Annotated in this window: 9 protein-coding genes; 1 reads left to right on the top strand and 8 read right to left on the bottom strand. The window is 57.8% G+C overall.

Annotated elements, in window-relative coordinates; translation table 11 throughout:
• Positions 1-6: 6 nt before the first annotated feature.
• The 8 genes from KQI65_08955 to KQI65_08920 form a co-directional block, all read right to left on the bottom strand.
• On the bottom strand, positions 7-9,108 hold the full coding sequence (locus tag KQI65_08955) for a T9SS type A sorting domain-containing protein (protein MCB2204867.1): 9,102 nt from the start codon (positions 9,106-9,108) through the stop codon (positions 7-9).
• 480 nt (positions 9,109-9,588) lie between these two features.
• The gene (gene lolA / locus KQI65_08950; protein MCB2204866.1) at positions 9,589-10,221 is read right to left on the bottom strand and encodes an outer membrane lipoprotein chaperone LolA; all 633 of its coding nucleotides are present in this window, start codon (positions 10,219-10,221) and stop codon (positions 9,589-9,591) included.
• Positions 10,222-10,231: 10 nt separating this feature from the next.
• Complete coding sequence (locus KQI65_08945; GenBank protein MCB2204865.1) at positions 10,232-13,057, bottom strand: DNA translocase FtsK 4TM domain-containing protein; 2,826 nt, start codon at positions 13,055-13,057, stop codon at positions 10,232-10,234.
• A gap of 42 nt (positions 13,058-13,099) precedes the next feature.
• Complete coding sequence (gene gcvT, locus KQI65_08940; protein ID MCB2204864.1) at positions 13,100-14,185, bottom strand: glycine cleavage system aminomethyltransferase GcvT; 1,086 nt, start codon at positions 14,183-14,185, stop codon at positions 13,100-13,102.
• Between the two features lie 122 nt (positions 14,186-14,307).
• Positions 14,308-14,961, bottom strand: coding sequence for a fructose-6-phosphate aldolase (fsa, locus tag KQI65_08935; GenBank protein MCB2204863.1), 654 nt, complete (start codon positions 14,959-14,961; stop codon positions 14,308-14,310).
• A gap of 119 nt (positions 14,962-15,080) precedes the next feature.
• Entirely contained in the window at positions 15,081-15,518 is a 438-nt protein-coding gene (locus tag KQI65_08930) for a 6-carboxytetrahydropterin synthase (protein ID MCB2204862.1), read from the bottom strand.
• A 72-nt stretch (positions 15,519-15,590) separates the two neighbouring features.
• The gene (lptG, locus tag KQI65_08925) at positions 15,591-16,697 is read right to left on the bottom strand and encodes an LPS export ABC transporter permease LptG (GenBank protein ID MCB2204861.1); all 1,107 of its coding nucleotides are present in this window, start codon (positions 16,695-16,697) and stop codon (positions 15,591-15,593) included.
• Entirely contained in the window at positions 16,697-18,445 is a 1,749-nt protein-coding gene (locus KQI65_08920) for an LptF/LptG family permease (GenBank protein MCB2204860.1), read from the bottom strand. The genes lptG and KQI65_08920 overlap by 1 nt, the downstream gene beginning before the upstream one ends.
• A gap of 531 nt (positions 18,446-18,976) precedes the next feature.
• On the opposite strand from KQI65_08920, the gene sprA reads away from it, so the two are divergent.
• Positions 18,977-26,593 (top strand): cell surface protein SprA, encoded by a 7,617-nt coding sequence (gene sprA / locus KQI65_08915; protein MCB2204859.1) that lies wholly within the window; start codon positions 18,977-18,979, stop codon positions 26,591-26,593.
• Positions 26,594-26,663 lie beyond the last annotated feature (70 nt).

The following is a 26,663-nucleotide window of genomic DNA, read 5'->3' as shown; positions in this document are numbered from 1 at the left end:
AACCGATTACTTCATCAGAGTCATCTTGCGAGTCTTGACGAAGTCGCCAGCAACCATCTTGATGAGGTAGTTGCCCGAAGGCACCTGCACACCCATATCGTTGGTGGCATCCCACATAACCTGGTACGAGCCAGCAGCCATGTTGTCATTGACGAGAGTCTTGATCTTGTTACCGAGGAGGTCATAGACTTCCAGGTTAACCTGACCGGACTTCGACATGTCATAGCTGATCGTCGTAGTCGGGTTGAAGGGGTTCGGGTAGTTCTGGCCAAGCGAGTAGCTCGCCGGGGCGACACCAGGATTGATATCCAGGATGCCTTCCTTCACCAGTTTGAGATGGAAACCGTCACGCGGGTCGTTGGTCGGCGGGGTGGACTTCGTGATATACAGTCCGTCCGTTGCCTCAACGTACCACACAATTTCGAGTTCCTTGGTCGTCGGGATACCAGAGATCACGTCGATCAGGCCAGCAAGCTGTCCGTGATTGCTCGTGAACGTCGCTTCCATACCGTTGTCGTCAGATTCAAAGACCTGTGCACGGGTCAGGGAGACACCGTCGAGGAACTTGATCTTGTAGGTGACGACGTCGGACTGAACATCATTGATGTTAAAGCGCGACACCTGGATGTTATTGTACGGATCCTGCGGGGAGGCCTTGACCCAGTTGAATTCCTGCTGGATGGCAGCTGCCTGAAGCTTAAGCTCAGTGTTGTCTGCCGGCTCCTGCAGAGCGAACTCATACGGGGCGTGGTTAAGGACCTGGTACGGATTCGTACGACCCTTGATCATGTTATCGCTCGAAGCATATGCTTCGACCCACTGGCGCTCATCCATGTCTGCGTCGAGACGCTTGATCCGGGACGCGAGGAAGTAATTCGTCGTGCCCTTGATAAAGACGGAACCGGCGAAGATGTCGGAGAGGCCAGGCTGGTTCTGATCGAACTCACCCGGGAAGCGAGCCGTGAAGTCGGTGCGGATCGTCTCGCCATCAACAACGTTGAGGAAGCGGTCACGCGGCGACACCACGATCTCATAGCGGCGGAGGAGATAGACGTCGTCGTCAGTCTCGTTCGGCGCACCGGTAAGATCGACCAGGTAGTTGGTGATTTCATCAGCGTCGAAGTTCATCGTCGCTGAGGTCTGATTCAGGTTAGCAACGACCGGGCTGACCTCGATGGTGACGCCCTTGTCCGACTTGGTGTGAACCAGGCAGATAGTGGCGACGCCATCCGTAAATGCGGAGGCCGGAATTGACCAGGTCGAATCGTTGATCTGCGTGAGAGCAGTACCATCCTGCGAAATCAGGGCGTACGTGTAGCCGTCCGGATCCGCATTCCAGCTGACCGTGCTCGTGTCAGTGTTCGCGAAGGAACCATTGAGCGTGAGTTCGGTTGCCGGGTTGTTCTGGCTGGGGGAATCCCAGTCACGGATGATGTTACCATTCTCGTCGCGTGCCGTCAGCGTGAAGCACACTTCCTCACCAACCTTTGCGTTGATGTCGGGATCACCAGCGATCGGATCAATCTCAACACCGCCGCCTTTCAGCTTGGTGAGGTTGAGACGGAAGGGACCACTCACGATCCAGTGCGGCTGACAGCTGGTCGGGCTCCAACGGCTGGTGTCACCGTTGAGGGCCGTGGAATCCGGATTCACATGGATACCAGGCACAAACGGGAACTCAACCTGCTCGAGAGGCAGATCGTCGTTGACGTTGAAGTCCTTCGTGTACACGAACCATTCGATCTTGACGGAGTCGGCGCTGGTGCTGGCAGGATCCGAAGAGAATCCGGCAAACAGAGCGTCGAGATCGGTCGTCGGGATCTGGATACCCGTGGAGGCACCGGCGTTGATGACGAGCATCGTGCCGATCGGTGCGCCCTTGCCCACAGGGAAGGTGCTCACGACGCGACCGACAAACTGGTAGGACAGTGTGTCAATCGTACGTGCGGGATCAAGTTCCCAAACGCGGGTCGTCGGGTTGTAGACCATGAACGGTCCGGGATCGCCGGCAGGATTCGGTGCACCGTCAAGGTCATCGCCCTTGCGGTTGTTGATATCACTGGCGGCACTCCACAGCACGGACAGCGGTGCGGTACCATCAACGAACTCGGTACCACCGTCAGGCGGCTGGACAGCCGTCGGCGGATTGTCCGGGAGACGATTGATGGAGATCACAAGCGGAGGCGTGACCGGGGAGTTCGGGGTATTGCGGACGGAGACACCAGCGGTGTCGGAGTAGGTTTCGAGACCGGCGATCTTGCTGAAGGCGCGGACGAACCACTTCACGCGCATCACCAGGGAATCCTGGTTCGGCTGCGGAAGCATGTTCGGGCGGAACAGCAGTTCGCGGACCTTGTCACCGGAGAGAGTGAGCGACGGCTTCCGGCCTTCGTCATCCGCAAGGATGCTGACGGTCAGAGTCTTGTTGCCCATCGTACCGACACTGTCGATGATTCCATACCACTCGTAGCGAATGGTGTCATTGGGGTTGTTGTATGCAGGATCGCTCCACGTTGCTTCACCCCACTGGAGGCGCAGCATGTCCATCGCGGTACCGTCAACGGCCTGGCCGCTGGTATCCGTGCAGTTACCGGTGTGATCCATACGGAACAGTGCGGTGTTCTGCAGAGTCGGGGCACTCAGCGTAAATGCACCAGGTGCAAACGGCTTCTTGATGTTCACAGGGCGAACTGCAATCGCGTTCGCGGGGAGGATACCGTCGCGGATGGCAACACCGGCACGATCACCGACTGCTGTTCCGAGACGCTTGTCATCCGGCTTCATTCCAACGAAGTCGTTACGGTTACCGGCACTGACCAGCGACAGGTTATACAGAATCAGCGAATCCTGACGGAGGTTCGTGTTCTGCGGGAAGCCGACAGGCTTGGCCGAGAAGTAACGGCCACCACCAGCGATCTCCAGGTTACCGGAGGCGCCCATGGCGGAAACGTTGGTGAATTCCCACGTGGTGTGACGCGTACCAAGATTGACATACATCGTGTCACGCATGTTGAGGTTACCATAGCGGTCATACGGAGTGACTGCATAGGTGTACCACTCATCGCGGAAGATGGTGTCAGGACGTGCGTACGGGGTACCCACGTTGTTCGGGATCTGGTCGGTCGTCGCACCGTGTGCGATCTGTCCATAGAGACGGGAGAAGATTTCGAACTCGTTGATCGGCGTTCCATACGGATCGGCGTAGAACATCGGGCTCACGCGCGGAAGCGTGTCGATGTCGGCCTGGACCGGAAGGATACCAACCGGGAGAGTCGACTTGTCAAACGTATTCGCCGTGATGTCATAGCTCGACGGGAAGATCGAGGTATAGGCGATACGATACGGCACGACCACGAAGGTGTGACGCAGACGGCTGTAACGCGCCGGACCGAAGAACTGGCGGACAGCGGCGGCCATGAGACCGTGGGTTGCACGGTTGGTGCGCTGCAGCGGAAGTTCGCCGATACGATCGACGTTCAGGTTCGGACCCTGGATATCTGCGATGTTCAGGTCATAGTACGTGTCATCGAGATGGAACAGGGGATTGAAGGGATTGAGGCGATTGGAACGACGGACAACCGTCATCTTCGCATGGTCATAGCTCAGCGTATCGTCCACGGTGTTGCCGGCCATATCCTGCAGCGTCGGGTCAACGACGCGGAGGTCAACGACCTGCTCGGCGGTGGAGTCAACGATGCGCAGGAAGGCACCCGGTGCGAAGGTCAGGCTGCTGTTGCCAGCGACGCTGATTTCACGACCGAAGGCGCTACCAAGCAGAGCAACGCGACGGTTGAAGTCACCAAAGACATCACCAGTTGCCGTGGAACCACCACTCATACCAACGCCGAAGCGGGTACGGAAGGTGTTCAGCGGCGGGAGCTGGCCATTAACCGGACGGTGCGGGAGACCGGCACGGAAGTAGTCACTCGGCTGCCATGCGCCGATGCTGACACGCGTGATGCGGTCGCCTTCGCCAGTCGGCTTGTAGAAGCCAGGCTCGCCAAGGTCAGTACGGGTACCCATGAGTTCGGCGCGGGTTGCACCAGTCTTCAGCGGGGAGAGCGTACCGGTATAGGTGTAAATGGTATCCGCATACAGACGGCCGTATTCACGGCTCTGACCGGCGACCACATAGGCGTTGCCGCCCATCGGGGGATCATTTTCCCAGACCGGGGTGACGCGCATGAGGACAGGACGACGATCGTCGTACTGGTTGCCCTGCGGATCCCAGTTCTGAGTGACACCACCGGTACCGATGCCGTCGCCACCACCAGCAATGGTGATGTCGAAGATCGTACCGTCACGACGTGCACCAGACGGCACAGTGTACTGGCTGCCGCCATTGTTCAGGTCGTTGTAGCGATCGTTCGGCGAGGTCTGCGGATTGAGGTTGTTATATGCGTCGAGCTTGACGAACACGGGGAGACCCGAGTGCGGATCGCGCTCGAAATCAGGATTGACGTCGCCCGTAGCGGTGTACAGAGGATCGCCATCCTTGTCAAGAGGCACGTTGTCGTCGTTGACGACTTCATACTTACCGACAGGCTTCGGACTGACGTTACGCTTGTAGACCTGGGAGATCAGGATGTTATCGACACCCTGGTCGGTGAGGCCGTGCTGGTTAACGTCGGCACCCGGGGGCAGACCGATGTTACGGACCGTGCTCGGGAGACGATCCTCAGGCGGTCCCTGAAGCTCAAAGAGTCCAACAGTACCGAGACCCGGGCCGAGGGCCGCGAAGTCCTGACCGGCACGAAGGATGTCAAAGCGGGTCGGGTCCTTGAGAACCGAGACGACCTTGACGGTGTCACGATGAATGTTCGTCGGTCCCTGACCCGGCAGAACTGCCGTGGCAGTGGCTTCGATGAACATCGTGGCATTCGCCAGCTTCGGCGTCGGAAGCTCAAGAGCGTTGAAGAAGGAGGTCTGGTTGATATGGACACCAGAGACGAGGTTACCAACCTTGGTGTGACGATAGCGGGCCTTACGCATCGGGCCGTACTCGTCACGCGTCCAGTCGAGTGCAGGAGCAATGGTTCCGGCTCCACCTGCCGTGTACGGCTGAGGCGGTGCGGACCAGTTCTCGCCCCACATACGGAAGCGGACACGGGCGGTATCTTCAAACTCGGTGAAGTTGTCAACGAGGTTGCCAAAGCGGTCATATTCGCGCACGAGAAGCGTGACGGTACGGCCGGCAGTGACTGCGTCCACATTCGTCGGATCGTTGACCGTCAGGCCAAGGGTATCCGGGATGTACGGACGGATATTGGTGTTTGCAACAACATTGAAGTGCGTCGCACGATCTTCCTGCGCAAGCGGGTTGGCGGAATATGCGTGGAACTTCGGCGCATAGTTGTTGATCTGTCCAAAGGAAGCACCAGCGTCTGCGTAAACCGAGTGATGCTCAAGAACCTGCAGCTTCACGAGGTCGACCGGAAGCGGAATCGGGGAGGTCGCCGCAGCGGTGTACGGGAAGATCTCCACGCGCACGGTCGTGTCAGACTTCTGGTAGATCGGGATGATGACGCGAGGTGCGAAACCACGCATGCTGGGACCAACGGCAGTACCTTCGCCGAGGTTGCGGCCCTTGTCGGTGAGATCAAATGCCAGCGTATCCGGAGTCATCGCGATACGAACGATCTGCCAGCCAACGCGACCGGAGACGAAGTATGCGGAGACCCAGCCTGCCTGGGCGGTGTCACCGATGGTGGAACGCTTCAGCGTATCATCAGTAATGAAGACCTGACCAAACTCACCAAAGCCACCACGCTGGGTCGTGCTCTGGAGCTGGGTCTTCGGCGGAGTGACGGGCACGGTCTCGCTCTCGACAAAGAACTTCGTCAGGCGTCCGCCGACGGGGTTCTGGAAGCGGTCAAGGAGACGAGCGACGATACGGACCTGCTTGTTGTGCTCGGAGACAACAATAGTATCCATCGGGATCGGAGCGGTCGCGTCGTGATCGAGATCAACGCCGCTGGCCTGGAAGCTACCGATACCCTGGTCAGAATAACCCATCGGCTCAAAGACGGAGGGGAAGTCCTGCGCGGTCGAGGGCGGCACATCGGCGCCGGTCGAACGGAAGAAGTATCCCTTATAGAATTCGTTGGACTCGGCAGCATCCACCGGAGTTCCGGTCGGGAACAGAGCCGCAGTGCGGTCTGCCACGGTACCCGGGCCCCAGTTGCCAAGAGGAACAGACGCACCGGCAGGCTTGCCAGTGGACTTGAAGATCTCGACAGTGCTGACGACGTCAGGAATCACACTGACTTCACCGATCGCGGACTGGATCGAGAAGTCACCAACGCCAGGAATCGTCTGCAGCTGCAGGTGGGCACGCAGGCGAACCACGTCGGTACCGGCGAGGCTCAGCTTGGTGACGTTCTGCGGGGCGCGCAGGAAGAAACGCACGGCGTTGTAGTTGTATGCGACCGGAATGTCACCGGGGATGCCCGGCAGTGCCGTTCCGGCTGCCACGTTGACGAGCTCGGCCTCGAGGAGCGAACCGGTGTTGGGATCGGTCACGTTCTCGGGGTTGTCACGACCATTGGCACCACTGAGGGCGACGTTCGCGGAAACCGAAGCGTAGAAACGCTTGGCACCGGTCGTGGCCGGCCAGTACTGCTGGTTGTCGGGAAGCTCGACAAACACCTTGTTGGTGTTGGGATAGAAGTACGGTGCGATATCCATCGGGTTGCCGAAGATGTCGGTCAGACGGATATACAGCTTGTCGAAGATCGGGTTGCGGTAGTTACCGACGCGACCCACGACGAACGCTTCGTCACGGCCAATCACGAGCTCAACGCGCGGCTGACGGCCCTGGAAGTACGTCCAGTTCACACCGTCCCAAACGACGTCGGTGGAGTCCATGGCGGTGGTCTGTCCAACCTTCTTTCCAAGGTTGGCATTGTAACCGGTGCCAGGTCCGAACCAGATGCCGAAGTTGTTGTTCGGCGAGCCGTCGGGGATGAAGTTGACATGTGCAAATCCGGTACCCGGATTGACATCAAGCTTATTGGGATCGGTCACATCGTTGCCGCGGTCGTTGAACGCGTAGGTCGAACGGACACGGATACGATAGGGACCAATGTTGTTGCTACCGGAAGCGGCACGGAACACGCGGTTGTTGCGTCCGAGGTTGGAGGTACCAACAAAGACGCGACCGGAGTCAATGTTTCCACCGGTAACGACGATCGGGGAAATCGGGTTGACAAGCGAATCGAAGATACCGTTGAGACGGTACTTGAGTCCGTTGGCCATCATGCCGAACGGCGAGAGTTCGAACTTGAACTTCTCGTTGTCATCCACGGTGTTGCCGAAACCGTCGGCCACGAGGATGTCGAGACGCAGGTAGTTGTTGTCAGCAGTACCCTTCCACTGGTCGGTCGGCATGATGTCGATGGCGCGCGGAATGTTCGGGCGCACGACGATCTTGGAACCGGTCGGCGGGAGAGAGTTGACACCCATCGGGTCAACCGGGAAGCGGTAACCCATCGGGTTGCTGTCGCTGCCATCGGGATACCACATGGAACCGTTGGTACGGCCATTGTTTGCAACGCCGGACTGCATATCGAGATATGCTTCCTGGGCGCGCACGGCGTTCGGCATGATACCGGTGAGGTATTCACGCGGGAAACCACCGGAGGTATCGCCAACTGCGGCGATGTTGCGGGAGATGCCACCGGGATCGGTGTACTGGATGTCGGCGTATGCGTAGATACGCACGGAATCCTCAACACCACCAGGATTGACACCAACGTCGGCATGCGTGTACGCAAGACGACGGTAGACAATCTGACCGAACTGGCGAAGGGTATCGTCAGCGGCGGTCGCGCCCTTCAGATAGACCGTACGATCTTCCGGAGCGACGTTCTGAATTGTGTAAGCAAGTGCCTTCAGTTTCGGCTGCGTCATGCGATCCCAGGTGCGGTTGCCATATGCGTCAAGGAAACGCAGGGTGTCAATCGCGGAGGACACAAGACCCGGCTGATACGGATTGGAGGCGACATTGGACTCACCGGCGCGGTACGGCGGGATAAGTCCGTTCACGGGATTCGGGTTCAGTGCATTGTACCAGGCGCCCTGCGTGTAAGCTGCAGGTGCGAGTGCCTGATAGAGATTCGACAGACGGAGAGGATTGCGCTCGGGAGGCAGTCCGTCAACCATCATGCCGTAATCGGGGTTCTGAACCGTGGTCATTCCGAGGGTACGGGTCGGACCCGGACGGAACGCCTGATGAGAGGTGTTCGTCGCGTCAAAGGGCAGACCATCGTCACCGAGGAAGTAACGGCCACGAGAGTAGTCACCAAAGGAACCAATATATTCACCAGCATCGACTGCCTGCGCGGAGTCACTCACCCACACGAGAAGGCGGGAGGTACCCGGAAGAAGTCGGACGATTGCGAGGTCAGTACCACCAGAGAACTGTCCACTCGGAATCACATTTCCATACGCACTCGGATTGCCACTGCTTCCATCGAGCAGATAGGCACGAAGCGTGTCCTTGGTCGTGTCCGGAGGAACGGCCAGACCAGTCAGGTTATTAATGTTCGGTTTGAAGAAAATGTTGCGCATCTGGATGACATCGCCGTTTCCAGTCGGATTCTGAATCCGGAAGGAAAGAATCTGGCGAATGGCAGCCGGATCGCTGTTGAAGGGACTCGAAGACGCAATATCTCCAACGTTGCGGTAGACCGGGCGGATACCCAGGTCGCGTCCAGACGTGGCAGCTTCGTTCAACGGGGGAAGCTGGGTGTTGGTGATGACACCATTGTAGCCCTGATGGGCGAGGGTCATACCGGGACTGGACGATGCCACACGTACGCGAATGTAATCGAACAACGTCTGCGTAAGCATGTTGTTCACGATCTTGAAGCGGTTCTGAACGAACATAACAGCAACGGAGTCGTTGTTGTTGAAGTCGTTGATGTTGCCGCTGTTGTCAGCAAACGTCAGCGTATCCGCGACGAAGGTCACGGAGTCAGCAGTCTGCTCGATCGTGCGTACGATGTTGAAGAAGTCGCCCCTCACTGTACGAATCTGAGCGTTCGCGCTGGATCCGAAGAGCAGCACGAGTGCAAAGACGGACAGAAAAGTTAGGGTTCTCTTCATTCGAAAATACTCCTGTTGATTAATGATTTGGTCGGGATTGACATGTTAAACGCGGTGGACATACTGGTGGTTAATGCTAAGCTGGTTTTCTTTCTTGATTCCTTCTTTACCTTGAACCTCCGATTTATGTGTTAATGTGTGTGCATGCTTAATCTATCAATCTTCATTCGTCTGCAATTTTTGGAAGTCTGTAATATACCAAGCGCATACATTTCAATCAACAGTGACTTCCACTCTGACAAATTTTTCACAAACAGGGGCACCGGTAGGGCGCACGCCTATCCTGACGGTAAAATGCAAGAACCTTGCCAACGAATAAGTTCTTTTATAACAACGATTTTGATGGTGGCATACCGCCCGATGTCAATTATCTGACACCTTGTTTTCCGCCTTATGACGTATTAATGACGATATGCGGCGCTTCATGTGACGAACAGGACTCAAGTACGGCAAATGTACGGTGATGAAGCGGTACTGCGATCAACGCAGATCAATTACCTCGGCTTTATCTGGTACGGTATATGCGAATTTCGCGTCATCTATTTTCGTGTCAACCTTGATGCCGGTGATGCGATATGTGGTCACGGCGCTGTTGACGTCGGTGATTTCCACCTGCCTGATCAGCCAGTCGCTGCTGACCCAGATCTTCATCGCGGTCGCAAAGGCATTGTCCTCTTTCGGTGTGAGCTTGAGCACGTACACCGTGCGTCCGCCGAGCTGTTCCTCTCCAATCAAGGTGGAATAATAATCCTTCGGATAATTGAGCAGCAGCTGCTCGGGCGAGAGCGAATGCGTCGCTTCGCGGTAATTATCCACGATGAGCTGACGGTTGCGCGGGTTCCATGACCACGAGGTTTTGCCGTCCGTCACCACGGTGCGTTCCTCGGTTTCAATGCGGTATTTCCCGGGCTTCTTGAAATAGAGGGTTCCTTCGACGGACTGTTCGGCTTTCGAAACTTTGAATCGCACGCTCTGCGTGAACGTGATCACGGCGTCGCCGATGTCATCGTAGCGCTCCTGCACGTTTTCTATTATTTCCCGCGCGTCGATGGCCCAGGCCACCATGAGCGGAAGCAGGAGAAGCGGGACGAAGAGCAGATATCTGGTTTTCATGGGATACTCCTTACAGCGTTTGCAGAATGTCTTCAAGTTGCTCTTCGTCTTCTACCATGACCATGCGGGCTTTGCTCCCGTCGTAGGGACCGACAATACCCGCCATTTCAAGCTGGTCGACGATGCGCGCCGCACGGGAGTATCCGATTTTGAGGCGCCGCTGCAGCAGTGAGACACTTCCCTGCTGATGCCGCACCACCAGACGCGCGGCTTCGAACATGAGGTCATCCGTGCCGATTTCTTCTTCCCGCGACTTGCCCTTCTGCTGCGCGCGTACCGACGGCAGCGAGTAGGGACGCTGATACCCGCGCTGATCGCTGATGAATTCGACGACACGTTCCACTTCGTCGGTGGAGAGATACGCATTCTGTATGCGCATGGGCTTGGGCTGCCCGCTCGGCAGGTACAGCATGTCACCATTGCCGAGAAGCTGATCGGCGCCGGGACCGTCGAGCACGGTGCGCGAATCGATGCGGCTCGCCACCTGATAGGCCACACGCGCCGGGAAATTCGCCTTGATCACTCCGGTGATGACGTCGACCGAGGGACGCTGCGTCGCGAGTACGAGATGAATCCCAACAGCACGCGCAAGCTGCGCCAGCCGTGCGATGGGCTCTTCGACTTCCCGCGCCGCGGTGATCATCAGGTCCGCCAGCTCGTCGATGATGACGACGATGTACGGCAGCTGATAATGCTTGAGCGTCTCACTGTCATGCACCTTGCCGCTGCGAACCTTCTCGTTGTAATCATCGACATGACGCACACCGGCTTTCGCCAGCTTGGTGTAGCGCATGTCCATTTCCAGTTCGAGACTCTTCAGCACGATAACGGCGTTGGCGGAATCGGTGATGATTTCCTCGTCGATGTCGGGACAGGTGGCGAGGAAATGACGGTTCAGCCCGCGGTACTGCGCAAGTTCGATTTTCTTCGGATCGATCATCACGAACTTCACCTGCTGCGGCTTCATGCGGAAGAGCAGACTGTTGATCATGACGTTGATCCCGACACTCTTTCCCGAACCGGTCGCACCGGCAATCAGCAGATGCGGCATCTTCGCAAGATCGTCGCACATGACGTCGCCGGTAATCGATTTCCCGAGTCCGAGTGTCAGATGACCGTCAGATTTCGTGAACTCTTTCGCGCTGACCACGCTGCGGAAATTCACGAACTCGGGCTTGTTGTTCGGAATCTCAATTCCTACCGCACTCTTGCCGGGAATCGGCGCGATGATGCGAATGCCTTTCGCGGCGAGTGCCAGCGCCAGGTCGTCGGCCAGCGAAACGATTTTGCTGATCTTCACACTCGAGTCGGGCACGAGTTCGAAGAGGGTGACGACGGGACCCGGTGTCACGCTGATACTCTTGATCCCAATGCCGAAGACGCCCAGCTTTTCCTTGACCTGGTCGGCCTTGACACGCAATTCTTCGTCACTGACCGTTTCGACGCGTTCCTGCCTGTCGAGCAGATCGGGGGACGGGAAATGGTAGCGCAGCGAGGTTTCGGCCAGCTGCTTGTTCATCGAATCGATATCCCCGCCGTCCGCTGCCACGGACACCTTGCGCGCGACAGCCGCCTGCACGGCCTTGCGTTCGTGCTCGTTGGCGACGACCTCGGAAAGGGACGGCGCGGGAGGGCTCTCTTCTCCCGCCGCCGTATCCGCGTTGTTCACACTCCCGGCAGACTGCGTTTCTGCCCCCGTCGCTGTATCGGCCTGGACATTACTGCTGTCCACGGGCCGGTCGGCGTCACCGCGCGGCTTCGCCGAAGACTTCGGAGCGGAATCCTTTTCCATTTTCTTCGCAGCTTTTTCTTCCTTCTTCCCCATACCGAATATCCCGCTCAATCCTTCAATGGCATCGCGCGAGATGGTACCGTTTGATCGCGGGGTCACCTCATCATCCGCATCCTGCGCGGGAGTGCGCAGCGGCGTGCGCTCTTCCTCGCGCTGACGGGAAATGGAAACTTCCGTCGGCGGCGGAGGCGGGATGTCGAGATCCTTCCTCCGCAGGGTACGGCGCGGCCTGCGCTTCGGCTGCTCTTCGTCTTCCTCAGTCGAAGCGGCATCGTCGATCGAAAGCTGTTCGTTGCCGGAGGCCGCCAGCGCGGCTTCGCGTTCCGCGCGGAAAGCGGAATGCAGCGAACCGGCCTTCCCCGACAGCGCACCGGCCTTGCCGGAGAGCAGATCGAGCAGGTATGACAGCATGCGCCTGAAACGGTCAAGCGTGGCCTGGATATCATAGTCCACGACGACCACCGCAAGAACGACCGTGGTAGTCAGTATCACGATGATGCCGCCCGTGGTTCCGATGAGACGGGAAATGAGCCCGGCGACGAAATCACCGATATTCCCCGACCACGAAACCGAGAGCTCTGGCATCCACGAGACGAGACGCACCAGTCCCAGGAAGGTGGAAAGCAGAAAGACCAGCACCAGCCCGTAATTGGTATAGTAGGCGAGCGCCTTCAGATCGCGCCGACGAAGAATGGACCATCCCCAGAGCATCAGCAGTACGGGAAAGACAATGGCGAAATAGCCGAAGGTGATATTGATGAAGAAGTTCGCGATGATGGCGCCGAACAGTCCGAGCCAGTTCGCCGTGGTATCGGCGCGGGCCTGGATTTCCGGATCACCCGCGAACAGGCGCAGAAAATCCCCGAAGCCGATGTCCGCCACGGTTTCATCGGAATGGGAATGAGACAGCAGTGCGAGGAGGATGAGCATGGCGGAGGCGATCATCAGGAGTCCGATGATGTCCAGCTTGCGCTTCGAATCCAGTCCCTGCCTGCTGCGTGTCGACTTCGTCGACGTGTCGCTATTTGTACTCTTGCGTCTCACGCAGTTTCAGGCACAGTACGCTATGTGTGCGTTTCTCCTTGCCTATTGCTTCTCCACGAATGGCACTTTTGTGACGATGGCCGGAACGGCCTTGTTGCGAATCATGATGGACACCGGGGTACCGGGATCGGCGTGCTCGGTCGGCACGTAGCCCATGGCAATGCCTTTCTCGAGCATGGGCGACATGGTGCCGCTGGTCACGCTGCCGCAGACTTCCCCGTCGATGGCGATGCTATAGCCGTGACGTGGGATGGCACGCTCCTCAAGCGTCATGCCGACCAGCTTGCGCTTCAGTCCGGCTTCCTTCGCTTTTGCGATGGCGTCGCTTCCCATGAAGGCACCCTTCTTCAGCTTGGTGATCCAGCCCAGCTTGGCTTCGAGGGGATTGGTGGTCTCGTCGATGTCGTTGCCATAAAGACAGAAGCCGACTTCGAGGCGCAGCGTGTCGCGCGCACCGAGTCCGACAGGCTGAATGTCAAATTCCGCACCTGCCTCGAACACGGCGTTCCATAGCTTCTCCGCCATCTGCGCGTCGTTGGGGAAGTAAATTTCGCAGCCCAGCTCACCGGTGTACCCGGTGCGGGAGAACATGCAGTCGATACCCGCAACCTGGGCGGGACGCCAGTTATAGTATGGAATGTCATCGACGTCGATGTTCGTGATCTTGCGCATGGCGTCGAGCGAACGGGGCCCCTGCACGGCGAGAAGCGCTGTCTCATCACTCTTGTCGATCAGCTGCACGTCGCCCTCGAGATGACTCTGCAGCCAGTTGAAATCCTTTTCGAGATTGGATGCGTTGACCACGAGCTGCAGATAATCGCCGCAGTGGTAGACGAGCAGATCATCGACGATGCCGCCGTTCTCATAGCACATGGTCGAATACTGCACGCCGCCTTCGGCGAGCTTGCTCACGTCGTTGGTCGTCATGCGCTGCACGAAATCGAACGCGCCGCTCCCGCGCACTTCGAACTCGCCCATATGCGAGACGTCGAACACACCGACGGTGCTGCGCACGCGTTTGTGTTCTGCAATGATGCCCTCATACTGTATGGGCATGTGATACCCTGCGAACTCCACCATCTTGGCGCCGAGCCGCACATGAATGTCATGAAATGCCGTTTGCTTCATTTCAGTCAGCCGGAAAATTATGTAAGAAAACTGTGATCGGGCTCAGAGGCGTGTGCCTCTCCATTGTCTTTCACCATGACGGTGACTTCACCGTGACGACGTCAGCGCGCCGCACACATCAATCAAACGAGCTTGGTCTCGTTGTTCTTCCAGTCGTCAAGAAAACGCTCGAGACCACTGTCGGTCAGCGGATGCTTGAACATTTGGTTGATGATTTTGAATGGAATTGTCGCGACGTCGGCGCCGATCATGGCCGCATCCAGCACATGTAAAGGATGCCGTATGCTCGCGGCGAGCACTTCCGTGCGATAATCGTAATTCTGATATATGGTGACGATTTGCTGAATCAGTTCCATTCCGTCCTGACTGATGTCATCGAGGCGACCGATGAACGGCGAGATGTAGGTGGCACCGGCCTTGGCGGCCAGCAGCGCCTGCGTCGGAGAGAAACACAGGGTGACGTTGGTCTTGATGCCCTCGTCGGTCAGCTGCCGCACGGCCTTCAGGCCTTCGCGTATCAGCGGAACCTTCACGACGATGTTCGCATGAATGGCGGCAAGCTCGCGCGCTTCCTTCAGAATGCCTTCGGCATCGGTGGAAACGACTTCGGCGCTGACAGGACCATTGACGATTGCGAGTATCTCGTCGAGCAGCTGGCGGAAATTCTTTCCCTCTTTCGCAACCAGCGATGGATTGGTGGTGACTCCGTCGAGAATTCCAAGACTGGCAGCCTCACGAATTTCATCAATGTTTGCACTGTCGATGAAAAATTTCATTGCAGACCTCAAAAAATACTTTAAGTGAAGTTGCCAAACCAACAAGTGAAGGTATGAAACGGATATCCAACATGCAATAGTTTTTCACTGATCGCCGTAAAACATTGCATGACAGGAAATTAGCCTTCGCGGGTGCGTGACGCCTCCGCATAGGATATTTCCGTTTCCTGCAGCCGCAGGCGCAGGCCGGTTACTTGCCGGAAAGGCTGAAAGACGTTCCAGAGTTCATCCAGGAAGTGGAAAACGAGGTTTTCCGCCGTCGTGGTGAAGGGAACGATGACGTGTTTGAAGGGGGTGCCGGCGAGAAAGGACTTCATCAGTTCATCGCCTTCGTCGCAGAGAAAGCAGTGATCGAAGCGATCGACAAGCGGCGCGACGAGACGTTTCATCTCCCCGTAATCCATCATCATGCCGTTTTCGTCACAGCTGCCTTCGATTTCAACCATCATGCGATAGGAGTGCCCGTGAATGTTGGCGCAGCCGCTGGTGTGAAAGGGCAGGCGATGCCCCATTTCCCAGTGAAATTCACGCGCAATCTTGAGAGTCCGTGGTGTCATGTGCAGTCCTTTTTTCAAAACTCACCGGTGCAGTCTTGCAAGTTATTGAATTCACCCGTTGCAATTCAAGGGCTATTTCTGCACACGCGCCATGATGATGGATCCGGCGAGGAAAAACAGGAGGTTGGGCAGCCACGCGGCAAGCAGGGGTGGAATATTGCCGTTGTAGCCGAAGATCTGGCTGAGCTTCTGACTGACGAGGTATATAAATAGAAGGAAAATGCTGATTCCGAACTGCACGGCAAGTCCGCTGCGCCGTTTGACCGAGGCGAAAGGGACGCCGAAGAAGACGACGATGATGGACGCGAAAGGAAAAGCGATTTTCCCGTGATAATCGACCATGAGACGGGCGATATCGCTCCCTGCGCGCTTTTGCCTGTCGATATAATCGCGGAAATCCTCGAGTCCCATTTCCTCCGGCTTCTGCTGCATGCGCAGAATGATGTCGGGCGTGATCACCAGGTGTCCGAGCGAAAGGCTGTCGTATTCGCGCACATGCTCCCGCTGCTGCACAGGCAGCGTGGTGTCGACGCTGAAATCGCGTTCGATGACGTCATGCAGCACCCACACCGCGCTGTCGGGCTTCCAGTCCATGTATGACCCGTCGAAGCGGTGGAGGAGTATCGTCGGATCTTTTTCATCGAAGCGCTGCAGCTTCACGCGGCGTGCCGTGCCGTTTTCCTCATCGAAATACTCCATGGTGAGAATGCGGTTGCCGCTTTCCTGGAAGAACATGTTGTAGCGCGTGCCGAGCTCACGGTGTTTTTTCAGGTATTCGCGTTCGAGTCCGAGCCGCGCCGCATTGATATGCGGCACCAGCCAGCCGTCGAAGCCCAGCATCATCAGGCTGACGACGAGTCCGATCCCCAGCAGCGGTACCATGAATCGATACAGGCTCACCCCCGCGCATTTGATGATGGTCAGCTCGTTGTTGTTGCTCAGCTTGCCGACGACGAACAGCGCCGCCAGCAGCATGGCCACGGGCACCATGAGCGAAAAGATCCGTGGGAGGAAATATGCGTAGTAGAGAAGGATGATATGCGTGGGCACGTTCTGGTCGATGAAATCATCGAGATTCTCGATCATGTCGACGAGAATGAAGATCAGGCTGAACGCCAGGATGGCGAAAAGCACGGTCTTGATAAACTGCCAGGCTACGTAGCGGTCGAGTTTGCGCATCAGCTCTCGTGCGGATTGGTGCCGGCGGTGTCGCCGCCGCGCAGGCTTTTGGGGATAAATCGGGTGAAGATGGACCAGTCGATCACCCGCGCTTCTTTTGCGCTGCGGATGGTCAGCAGTATGCCCATGACACCGAGTATCATATTCGCGATCCACATGCCCATGAAAGGCGACAGCTCACCGCGGTCGGCGAGCTTCTCTCCTCCGATCAGACAGGCCCAGTAGAAAAGGAAGAAGCCGAGACTGAGTCCGGCGCCCATCCCGAATCCTCCACGCCGCGCCATCATGCCCAGCGGCGCGCCGATGAGCACGAACACCAGACAGGCGACGGGAATGGAATATTTCTTGTAAATCTCCACGAGATACCGGTCGATCTGCTTCTCGTCGAATTCCACCCCGGAAAATTCCGCCAGGGCCTTGGCCTGCAGCTGCCGCGCATCCGTCAGTGCGCGGAATGCCGCATTGACCGAATCCGCCTTCGCCTCCTCCCGCCTTGCCAGCGCCACACTGTCTGCCAGTGCCAGACTGTCGGCCCACGCCGCACTGTCCACCCGGGCAGCGCGATCGGAAGGCGCAGCGCGATCAGACGGAGCAGCGCGATCTGAGGAAGCAGCGCGATCTGACTGCGAGGCGCGTTTCGTACGGGCCAGTTTTTCCGTCCAACCCGCGGAAGGATCCCGGGCAAAAGAATCTGCGCTGTCCGGCCGGGCGTCAAAACGTTTTCCCGCTTCACCGGCATGCACTGTCTTATTCGCAAGCGTGCTGCGTCCCGCAGCAAGCTGACTGCGCCGACCGGGAGGCAGCTCCTGCTCGGGGAGCTTCGGGATGAAGGTGGGGGCTGCGGAATAATACTTCGGTGTGCCGGCAATGTAGGCGCGCAGCTGATCGGTGAGCCGCAGCTCCATGGTTTCGATCTTGCCGCTGCGCAGCGTGTCGATGGAATCGACAATGGCCTGCATCATGCCCGCGCTCATCGTACGGTCGTCGCGCCGGGTGCGGGACGCATCGCTGCGGGTAAAGCCGAAGCCGCTGGCGGGCATGTTCACACGATGCCGTTTGAAGCGCAGCTTGCGGTATTTCTTCATGGTCTTGTTGTCGAGCTGATGAATTTCGCCGTCGCGCAGATCCATGATCACGCTGCTGTAATCCGGCGAGAAATTCACGGTGCCATGCCTGGCCGTCACGACGATGCTGTTTTCCGGATCGCTGAGATCGTAGATGGTCACGCCTTCGAGGTCGTTGCTGTTCTCGAACGTGCGCCGCACGAGGATGCGGTAATTCGGCAGGTCATGTTCGGAAGTGAATACGCCGGCCTGCAGTGACAGCGTGGGCTTGATGCGGATGATGTCCGTCATCAGTGTCTGCAGCCGCACGTTGGCGTCGGGCAGCACCGAGTTGTTGAACCATATCAGCGAGCCCGTCACCACCATCGTCGCGAGAATCACGGGCGCGACCATGCGGTACAGGCTCATGCCGCTCGCACGCATGATGGTGATCTCATTGTCCGCTGAAAGTTTTCCGAAGGCCATAAGCGAGGCGACGAGAACGGACATCGGCACGCTCAGCACCAGCATCCACGCGAGATTGAGGGAAATCAGTTCGAGGATAACCCACACGCTCAGTCCCTTCCCCACCAGGTCGCCCGCACGTTTCATGAGGAACTGCAGGAGGAAAAGGAAAATGATGATCGCGTTCGAGAAGAAGAACGGTCCGATATGCGCGCGCAGTATGTATCGCCAGAGAATCATGTCTGCTTAATCGTATCTCACCTTTTTTATGCCGAAGGCGTGGCGCCTGTCCGCAGGGCCTTCCCTGCAGGTACGCACCCGTTTCCTGAGCGCATGTACTTTTCCATTGCATGAATGCATGTGAAGCGCTAACATGCGAACCGTTCTACCCGGCAGGTGCCATCGCTTGTTCCGAAGAAACCGCTGCTCGTTGCGAGGCAGCCGGACTCGCCGGGAAACAGCCGTTGCCGGTTCTCGCAACCGGTCCTGCAGGAGCGAAAATATACCGAATTTCTCCGTATCTGTTTCTTGCACGACTCGGTAACTCTTTCTAATTTTGGGTTCCATATTGGATAACTGTCAGGAATTGCAGGATGTTATCCCTGACAGCTTCATCCCGCACACGAAACAAACGTCTCACAAGCCAAGGGTTCCTATCGAACTGATCTCTACCGCGTAAGACAAACCTGTAACTCGCACGGCGGCAGACGTTTGAAGTTCCATCCGAAACGTATGAGTAATTCCACCCCGCAGCCGGGGCGACGGCAAGCTATGCTCTTTCAGGCACGCTCCATCCTCCGGCTGTTCGCCATATCCGCTTTCTCCTTCCTGCTGTTTCTCGGGGCGAGTGTCGGACCGGCATACCCGGTCGACATCATCACGATTGAAGCGGCGATGGAATGGGATGCCTGGGTGCAGGCCGGCTACGGCACGGAAATGAACCGCCCGGGTCGTCCCTCGCAGGTACCCCATGCCGTCATGGCACGCTACCTGGCACTGCCGGGGGCGCTGCGCGCGGAAATGGCGGGACACGAATATGCAGAAACTGCATATTCGCAGCAGGATAATTATGCAGAAACTGCATATCCGCAGCGGGATGATTATGCAGAAACTGCATATGCACGAGGGATGGATGCAACCGTGCGCCGCGAAGATGCCCTGCGGCGTGAGGATGCATTGCAGCCCGCGGAAGAGGCGCAGGATGAAGAAAAATCCTTCGACCTGATGCAGCTCTTCGACAGGGATGAGGCGGCAGGCAGCGACGGGGCGATGGATGACTTCATGACGGAACTCCGTCTGCGTTCGTTCGCGAGTGCGCTCGCGGCGGAGATGGACAGCCTGGATATCCCGCCGATGGACAGCACGAACCGCGCGAAATTCCTGCCGCAGCGCCCGCGTCCTTCACCGGTGGCAAATCCCTTCCCCTCCCGCACATCGCCCCTCTACGCCACTCCCACCGGAGGCATCCGCCGCATCATCACCATCGATTCGACAAAGGATGAAGTCCTCATCCGTGAGGTGATCAATGGCCACGATGTACGTGTGCCGATACGCATGTCGCTGCAGGACTATATTCAGGGCCGCTACAACTGGGAGCGGGAGCGCCGCACGGCGCGCAAGGCGTCGGAGTACAGCACCGAGAAAGGCGATGCGCTGCAGAACCTGCTGAAGAACATCACGGAAATCGACATTCCCGTTTCGCCGAATCCGCTCATGAGCATTTTCGGTGACCGCAGCCGCATCAGCGTGCGCATCAACGGGACCATCGATATCAACGCCGGCTTCAAGATTGAGAACAGTGATCAGCAGTCCGTCTACCTGCAGCCCACGCAGTTTTCCCCGAACTTCAAACAGCGCGTGCAGATCAATGTCAACGGACTCGTGGGCGACAAGCTGAGTATTCAGGCCGACTGGAGCACCGAGCGCACGTTCGATTACGAGAATCAGCTGAAGATCAAGTACACGGGCTACGAAGACGAAATCGTGCAGTCGGTCGAGGCCGGAAACGTCTCACTGCAGACGCCCTCCACACTCGTGCAGGGAAGCGGCGCACTCTTCGGCATCAAGGCCGAGTTCAAGGCCGGACCCTTCCGCCTCTCCGCCATCGCCTCGCAGAAAAAGGGTGAATCCGCACGCAAGTCCCTCAACGGCGGTTCCGAAGAACAGGAATTCGAACGCCACGCCTACGAGTACTCCGACAATTATTACTTCATCGATCTGCGTTACCGTGATCCGTCAACCCTGTCTGGTGACGTTTCCCCATACGAAGCCTATTACAACCACCGCGTCGTCTTCCCTGGAAGCAAGTCACCGGTCGTTGTGCGCCCCGATCTCTTCATCAAGAAAATCGAAGTGTGGATATCGCGTCCGCAGAGCAGCGGCGGGGTGACCGATCCCGACGAGCGCCTGGCCGTCGCCTTCATCGACACTGTCAGGCTTGGTTCGTACACTGCAAGCGATGCCCTTCCAGCCTGGGATGGACTGCTTGACCCCAACAACGCGCCGATATCGGAATCGGGAAAGATCGAGGCGGGACTTTTCAAGCGGCTGGAAGAGACGAAGGACTATGAGATTGACAAAACCACCGGTATCCTGCGCCTGAAGCAGAGCCTGCAGGACGACCAGGTTGTCGCCGTCGCCTATCGCGTGCAGAACAGGGAGGACGGTCCGGAAGACGATCTCTTCTACGGAACCTTTGCCGGCGATGACAGGCTGCAGACGTATACCGGTGACAACGGCGAACTGCTGCAGTCGCGGATGATTCTCAAGCTGGTGAAGCCGAAAAACCTCGGTCCTTCATTCAAGGCTGCCTGGAAACACAAGCTCCGCAGCGTGTATTCCCTCAACACGCGTAACCTGACACCGCAGGATATCGCCAATTTCAAAATCGTGTACCGCAACGGCGGCGCGCCCGACGAACCGTCGCTGCCGGGGACGGATGCAAATCTCATTCGCCTGTTCGGACTTGATTGGACGAGTGCCGACGGATCTGATAACGCCGATCAGAAAATTGACTTTTCTGCCCTGACCATCAACCAGGCCTACGGTGAAATCATATTCCCGACGCTGGAACCCTGGGGCGAGGGCATGCTCACGAATTACCAGGCCATCTTCCCCGGTGCCGATCCCAGCGTTATCCAGCAATACCGTTTTGATGCGGTGTACGAGCAGACGAAAACGCAGGCCCGCCTCAGCTCGCAGGATAAGATCATCATCGCGGGTAGAACCCGCGGTGGCGGAAGTTCGACCTTCAATCTCGGCTTCAACGTCGTCGAGGGTTCGGTGCGCGTGCTGTACAACGGGTCACCGCTGACACCGGGAGTGGATTATACCGTCGACTACCAGGTCGGTTCAGTGCGCATCACGAAGGAAGAAGCACTGCTGCCCGACGCCAAGGTGGAAATCGAATACGAGAAGCAGGATCTGTTCACCTTCGCTTCGAAAACCCTCATGGGCGCGCGCGGTGAACTGGAACTGGGACGCGACTCGTACGCCGGTTTCACCTACATGAGCCTGAGTCAGAAAACGCTCAGCGACAAGGTGCGCATCGGCGAAGAACCGATCAGCAATGACATGTTCGGCATCGACGCGAAAACGCAGCTCGACATGCCCGTGATCACCGACGCACTCAATACCCTTCCATTCATTACCACGAAAGAAAAATCTTCGCTGATGCTGCAGGGCGAAGCTGCCGTGGTCATGCCGCAGGGAAGCAACAAAACCAGCAGCATTCCGTCCGACGGCGGCGCCGGCATCGCTTATCTGGACGACTTCGAAGGCTCGCGCATCTTCATTCCCCTGCAGACTGCCTACACCGTCTGGAAACTTGCGTCACCCCCGGTGAGTCTGCCCGGCATGGGTGCAGATTCAGCGAGGATCATGCAGGAGCACCGCGCACAGCTTTCCTGGTACAACATCCCCATCTCCGTATCATCCGACCGCATCGTGAGCGTGAAGGACATCTGGCCCGAAAAGAGCGTCGCCCGCGAGGATCAGCGCGTCACCGTGCTCGACCTCGACTATCGACCGGCCGAAATCGGTATGTACAATTACGTCGAGCCGGATGCAACCACCGGCGGCATGCCTTCACAGGCACGCAGCAACTGGGCCGGCATCATGCGCCTGCTGCCTGTGAATGCCACCAATCTCGTGGACGGCAACTTCAACTACATCGAGCTCTGGATGAAGGTGGAGAATACCACCTCGGGTAAAATGGTCATTGATCTCGGAAAAATCTCCGAGGACGTCATCCCGAACGGCGAGATGAATTCAGAGGATGAGGTGCTGCCCAATTCCATTCGCAACGGCATCGTGAATCCGGGCGAGGATGTCGGTCTCGACATGCTCACGGACGCTGAGGAAATTGCACAGCACGGCAGGGAAAGCGGCGACAACTACGGTTACGATCCCGGCACCTGGCGCACGTTCAATGGCACGCAGGGCAACTACGACGGAGACGATCCGGCCGGCGTTTCGCCCGACACCGAGGATCTCAACAACAACGCCAACCTCGACCTGGCCAACGACTATTTCCGCTATGTCATCGATCTCGATACGACGACGTTCGCCAGCGGCCACGACTACGTCGTCGGTGGCGGCAGCAAGGGCTGGTATCAGTTCCGCATCCCGCTGACTGAGCCTGATGAATCCGTCGGCACGCCCTCGCTCGACAATGTCGAATACATGCGCGTCTTCCTGACCGACGCCCCCGCGCCCGCTCCGGAAACCGCCGTCAACGTGCGCATCGCCGAGTTCAACTTCGTCGGCAATCAGTGGTACGAGCGTCTGCGCAACGATCCGATGTTCGCCGTGTCCGTTGTCAACGTCGAGGACAATCCGGGTGAGTATGACGTGCCGCCCGGTGTGATTCGTCCCCGCGACCGTACGCGTCCCGACCAGGAGATTTACGGCAACGAGCAATCGCTTGCACTCAATTTCACGAACATGCCGCCGGACACACTGAAGGAAGCGTACCGCGTCTTCCCCGGCAACGGCATCGACCTCTTCAACTACCGCAAACTGAAGATGTACGTGCATGGTGATCCGAACCTGGCCAACAACGAATCCGAGCTGGTCATGCGCTTCGGCATCGACACCGCCAATTTCTACGAGTACCGCACGCTGCTCAAGCCGGGCTGGGATGCTGACAACGAAGTGGATATTGATTTTGCCGCCCTGACCTCGATCAAGAGTCTGCTCGACACCACAGATCTCGAGATAACAGTGCCTGTCGACCCGAATGACCCAACAACGGTGTTCCGTGTCAAGCGCTCGGGACGCGCGGCGCCGGATCTCGTCGGCGTGCAGTTCATCAGCGTGGGTGTGCGCAATGTCAGTGACAATGATATTACCGGCAGCGTGTGGGTGAACGAGCTGCGTGTGATTCAGCCCAATACGCAGAACGGCTATGCCTACAACGCGTCAATGAATATGCGGCTGGCGGATATCGCCGACATCTCCGCGAGCGTCAGCCATTCCGATCCCTATTTCCACGGGATATCGGAGCGCTTCAGTACTTCACGCGCGTGGACAACGAACTGGAACATGACCACCACGCTGAATATCGACAAGGCGTTTCCGGAGGACTGGAAAGGGACGCAGATGCGCGTCACCTATTCGCATGCGGAAAATCTGAGCAAGCCGCTGCTCGTGCCCGGCGAACCGGATGTCGAGGTCGAGGCCTCGGTGAATGCGCTGGCGCAGAGCATGCGCGACGACGGCGCCTCGCAGCGCGAGATTGATGAGGCCGTGCGCAATGCGCGCATCGCGACACAGACGCTGAGCATTCGCGACAGCTGGGCCATCCCGACCGTGAAACTCAAGGCGCCGGGTGAAAGCTGGCTGGTGCAGGACATTGTCAACCGCCTCGAACTGAGTTACAATTACACCATCACGCGCGAGCGCTCCACCATTCTGCAGTCGCGCCGCAACTGGCAGTGGCAGGCCCGCGTGGGATATGGCTATGACTTCGGCAGGGAAGCCTATATCAAACCGTTTGAGGATCTTTTCGACGGCATCTTCCTGCTCGATTTTTACAAGGATGCGAAATGGTATTTCCTGCCCTCGCGTTTTGGCGCCGCTGCCGGACTCGAGCGTTCCCGCATCGAAGAAGTGGAGCGCAATCCCGTGCGCACGCTTCCCTACACGCGAACGTTCACGCATGACCGGAACGCCAACCTCGCCTTCACGCTGTCGGAAGAATCCCTGCTCAACCTGAGCGGAAGCTACAATGTGAACATGCGCACGTCGCTGGCGAGCCTGGAAACGCAGTACCTGCTCGATGAAAACGGTGACCGCGTCTACGACCAGTTCAGTCTGCCCATCGTGCTGCAGCGGCAGAGCTCGGCCATCTTCAACGACATTTTCTTCGGGCGTAATGGCGGACTCTTCTTCGGACTCCCCACCGACTATCAGCAGCAATTCGCCCTTCAGAGTCGTCCCGTCGTGCCCGGCTTCTTCGGACTCGACCGCTATGTCGACCTCACCTCGAGCTATCAGGTCTCCTACACCTGGGCACAGAACCTGCAGCAGCAGGCACAGGGACGCACCGCGGGATACAACGCGACGCTCAACGCGCAGATGAATATCAAACTCAAGACACTGTTCGAGCCGCTGTTTGAGAAGTCCGCCGGTGGAGCGGTAAGCACGCCGGAAAGGAAGCCAACACCGGGACGCCGCAGTTCCGCGAAAAACTGGGACAAGCCCGAGCAGCCGATTCCCCAGGAAGATCAGCAGGCCATTCTGCGGGAGTACAAGGACAAGCCGATGACCGAGCTTATCCAGGTGCTGCAGGAGAAGTACGGACCAAAGGCCGAAGAACTGATCGCGCGCCTCGAACCGATGGTGGAGAAGGAAGCGGAACTTGCCGATCTGCGGAACAAATCCGCCAGCCAGGAAGATCTCGAACGCATCGTGCAGCTGAACGAGGAAGTACAGAACGCCCGCCGCGAAGTCATGAACCTGCTCACCGGCAATCAGAGCGCGGAAATGGCGTCCGAGGGAGTGGAAGAGATAGATAGTTCGCCATCGGATCTTTCGACGATTTTCCGTGAGATTGCGTATTACGGACTCAAGGTGCCCTTCCTCGATTACGACAACATCGGCATCACCTTCAATCAGACAAACCGCAGCCAGGTGGCCGGTGTGCGCGGCGAAAGCGGCTTCTCCACATTCTGGGGAAGCGTCCCCTTCGGCAATCCCCCGAACGCCGACGAGGGTCCCTCGCGTCTCTATCAGCTCGGCTTGATCAGCGACCCGAATCCTTCATCAGGCCGCCTCGCTTTCAAGAGCGCCTTCCCCTTCATCGGGATAGAGAATTACGAGCGTGGACTCCGCGCCCCGAATCCCCAGGGTGTGTACTCCGACAACTATGCCCAGAGCAACACCTTCTCGATCAAAACCAACCGTCCCCTCTGGGAAGGTGCACGCCTCGATCTGAACTGGGACCTGCGCTGGTCGCTCAACAAGAATTATCAGATTCAGGTTGATGACGCGGGACGACAGACCATCGCCAGCTCTGAAGTCACGGGAACGCTCGAGCGCTCGTACATGGCCTTCCCTGACTTCCTCATGTTCAGCCTTTTCAACACGAACATGAATGCGGTCAACGAACGCTACCAGGCACTGCTCAACGATCTTACGGACAAACGCACGGATACCGAAAAACTGGCCGTGGCCTTCGAAGAAGGCTTCGAAGCCCTGCCATGGCTGCGCGAATTGCTGGGCAGTTATTTCCCGCGTCTCAACTACGGCATCCGCTGGGATGGACTCGAGAAATGGAGTCTGCTCGAAAACCTGGCCGACCGTATTTCCCTCGAGCACCGCTACTCCTCGAATTTCTCGCAGGCCTATCGCCACGATCAGGACAACGGTCGCCGGCAGACGGAAACCGAAAAAATCAGCTACGGCTTCCAGCCACTGCTTGGCGTCAACATGTCGTTCAACCAGGTATGGGGCGGTGACCTGAGCGTGCAGACGCGCTGGGACAAGAAAGGCAGCTTCGCACTCAATACGGGATCGAGCAACATCGTGGAAGACAAAACCGATGAATTCTCGCTGACCGCGGAATTCAAGAAAGCGGGCTTTGAAATGCCGATGTTCGGACTGTCGCTGAAAAATGACATTCAGTTCACGCTGTCGTTCACGCTCAGCAAAACCGCATCGCAGGTGTACTCACCGGAGAACCTGACAAATGGACAGCCGCGCGAAGGTATGACACGCACCAGCATCGAACCACGCGTCCGCTACAGCATCAGTCAGCGCGTGCAGGCTTCGATCTTCTATCGCTACCAGCGTACCAGTCCCGATGCCGAGGTCGGCTCCCGCGTGCCGGGCAGCACCACGCATGAAGGCGGACTGGAAATGCGCATCACCATCGCGGGATCCTGATCCCCCGCAGCAGGCATACATCCCTCGCAGCAGGCATACATCCCCCGCAGCGGGTGACCACAGTTTTCGG

It is taken from the genome of bacterium (genome assembly GCA_020444325.1).
Classification (GTDB): domain Bacteria; phylum Bacteroidota; class Ignavibacteria; order SZUA-365; family SZUA-365; genus BM516.
The sequence above is the reverse complement of the archived record's forward strand: the minus strand, read 5'-3'. Positions and strand labels throughout refer to the sequence as shown.

Bases quoted from the DNA above. Each gene is read 5' to 3' on its own strand.
- lptG (MCB2204861.1), bottom strand. From the start codon at position 16,697: ATGCGCAAACTCGACCGCTACGTAGCCTGGCAGTTTATCAAGACCGTG.
- KQI65_08930 (MCB2204862.1), bottom strand. From the start codon at position 15,518: ATGACACCACGGACTCTCAAGATTGCGCGTGAATTTCACTGGGAAATG.
- KQI65_08955 (MCB2204867.1), bottom strand. From the start codon at position 9,108: ATGAAGAGAACCCTAACTTTTCTGTCCGTCTTTGCACTCGTGCTGCTC.
- sprA (MCB2204859.1), top strand. From the start codon at position 18,977: ATGCTCTTTCAGGCACGCTCCATCCTCCGGCTGTTCGCCATATCCGCT.
- KQI65_08920 (MCB2204860.1), bottom strand. From the start codon at position 18,445: ATGATTCTCTGGCGATACATACTGCGCGCGCATATCGGACCGTTCTTC.
- fsa (MCB2204863.1), bottom strand. From the start codon at position 14,961: ATGAAATTTTTCATCGACAGTGCAAACATTGATGAAATTCGTGAGGCT.
- lolA (MCB2204866.1), bottom strand. From the start codon at position 10,221: ATGAAAACCAGATATCTGCTCTTCGTCCCGCTTCTCCTGCTTCCGCTC.
- gcvT (MCB2204864.1), bottom strand. From the start codon at position 14,185: ATGAAGCAAACGGCATTTCATGACATTCATGTGCGGCTCGGCGCCAAG.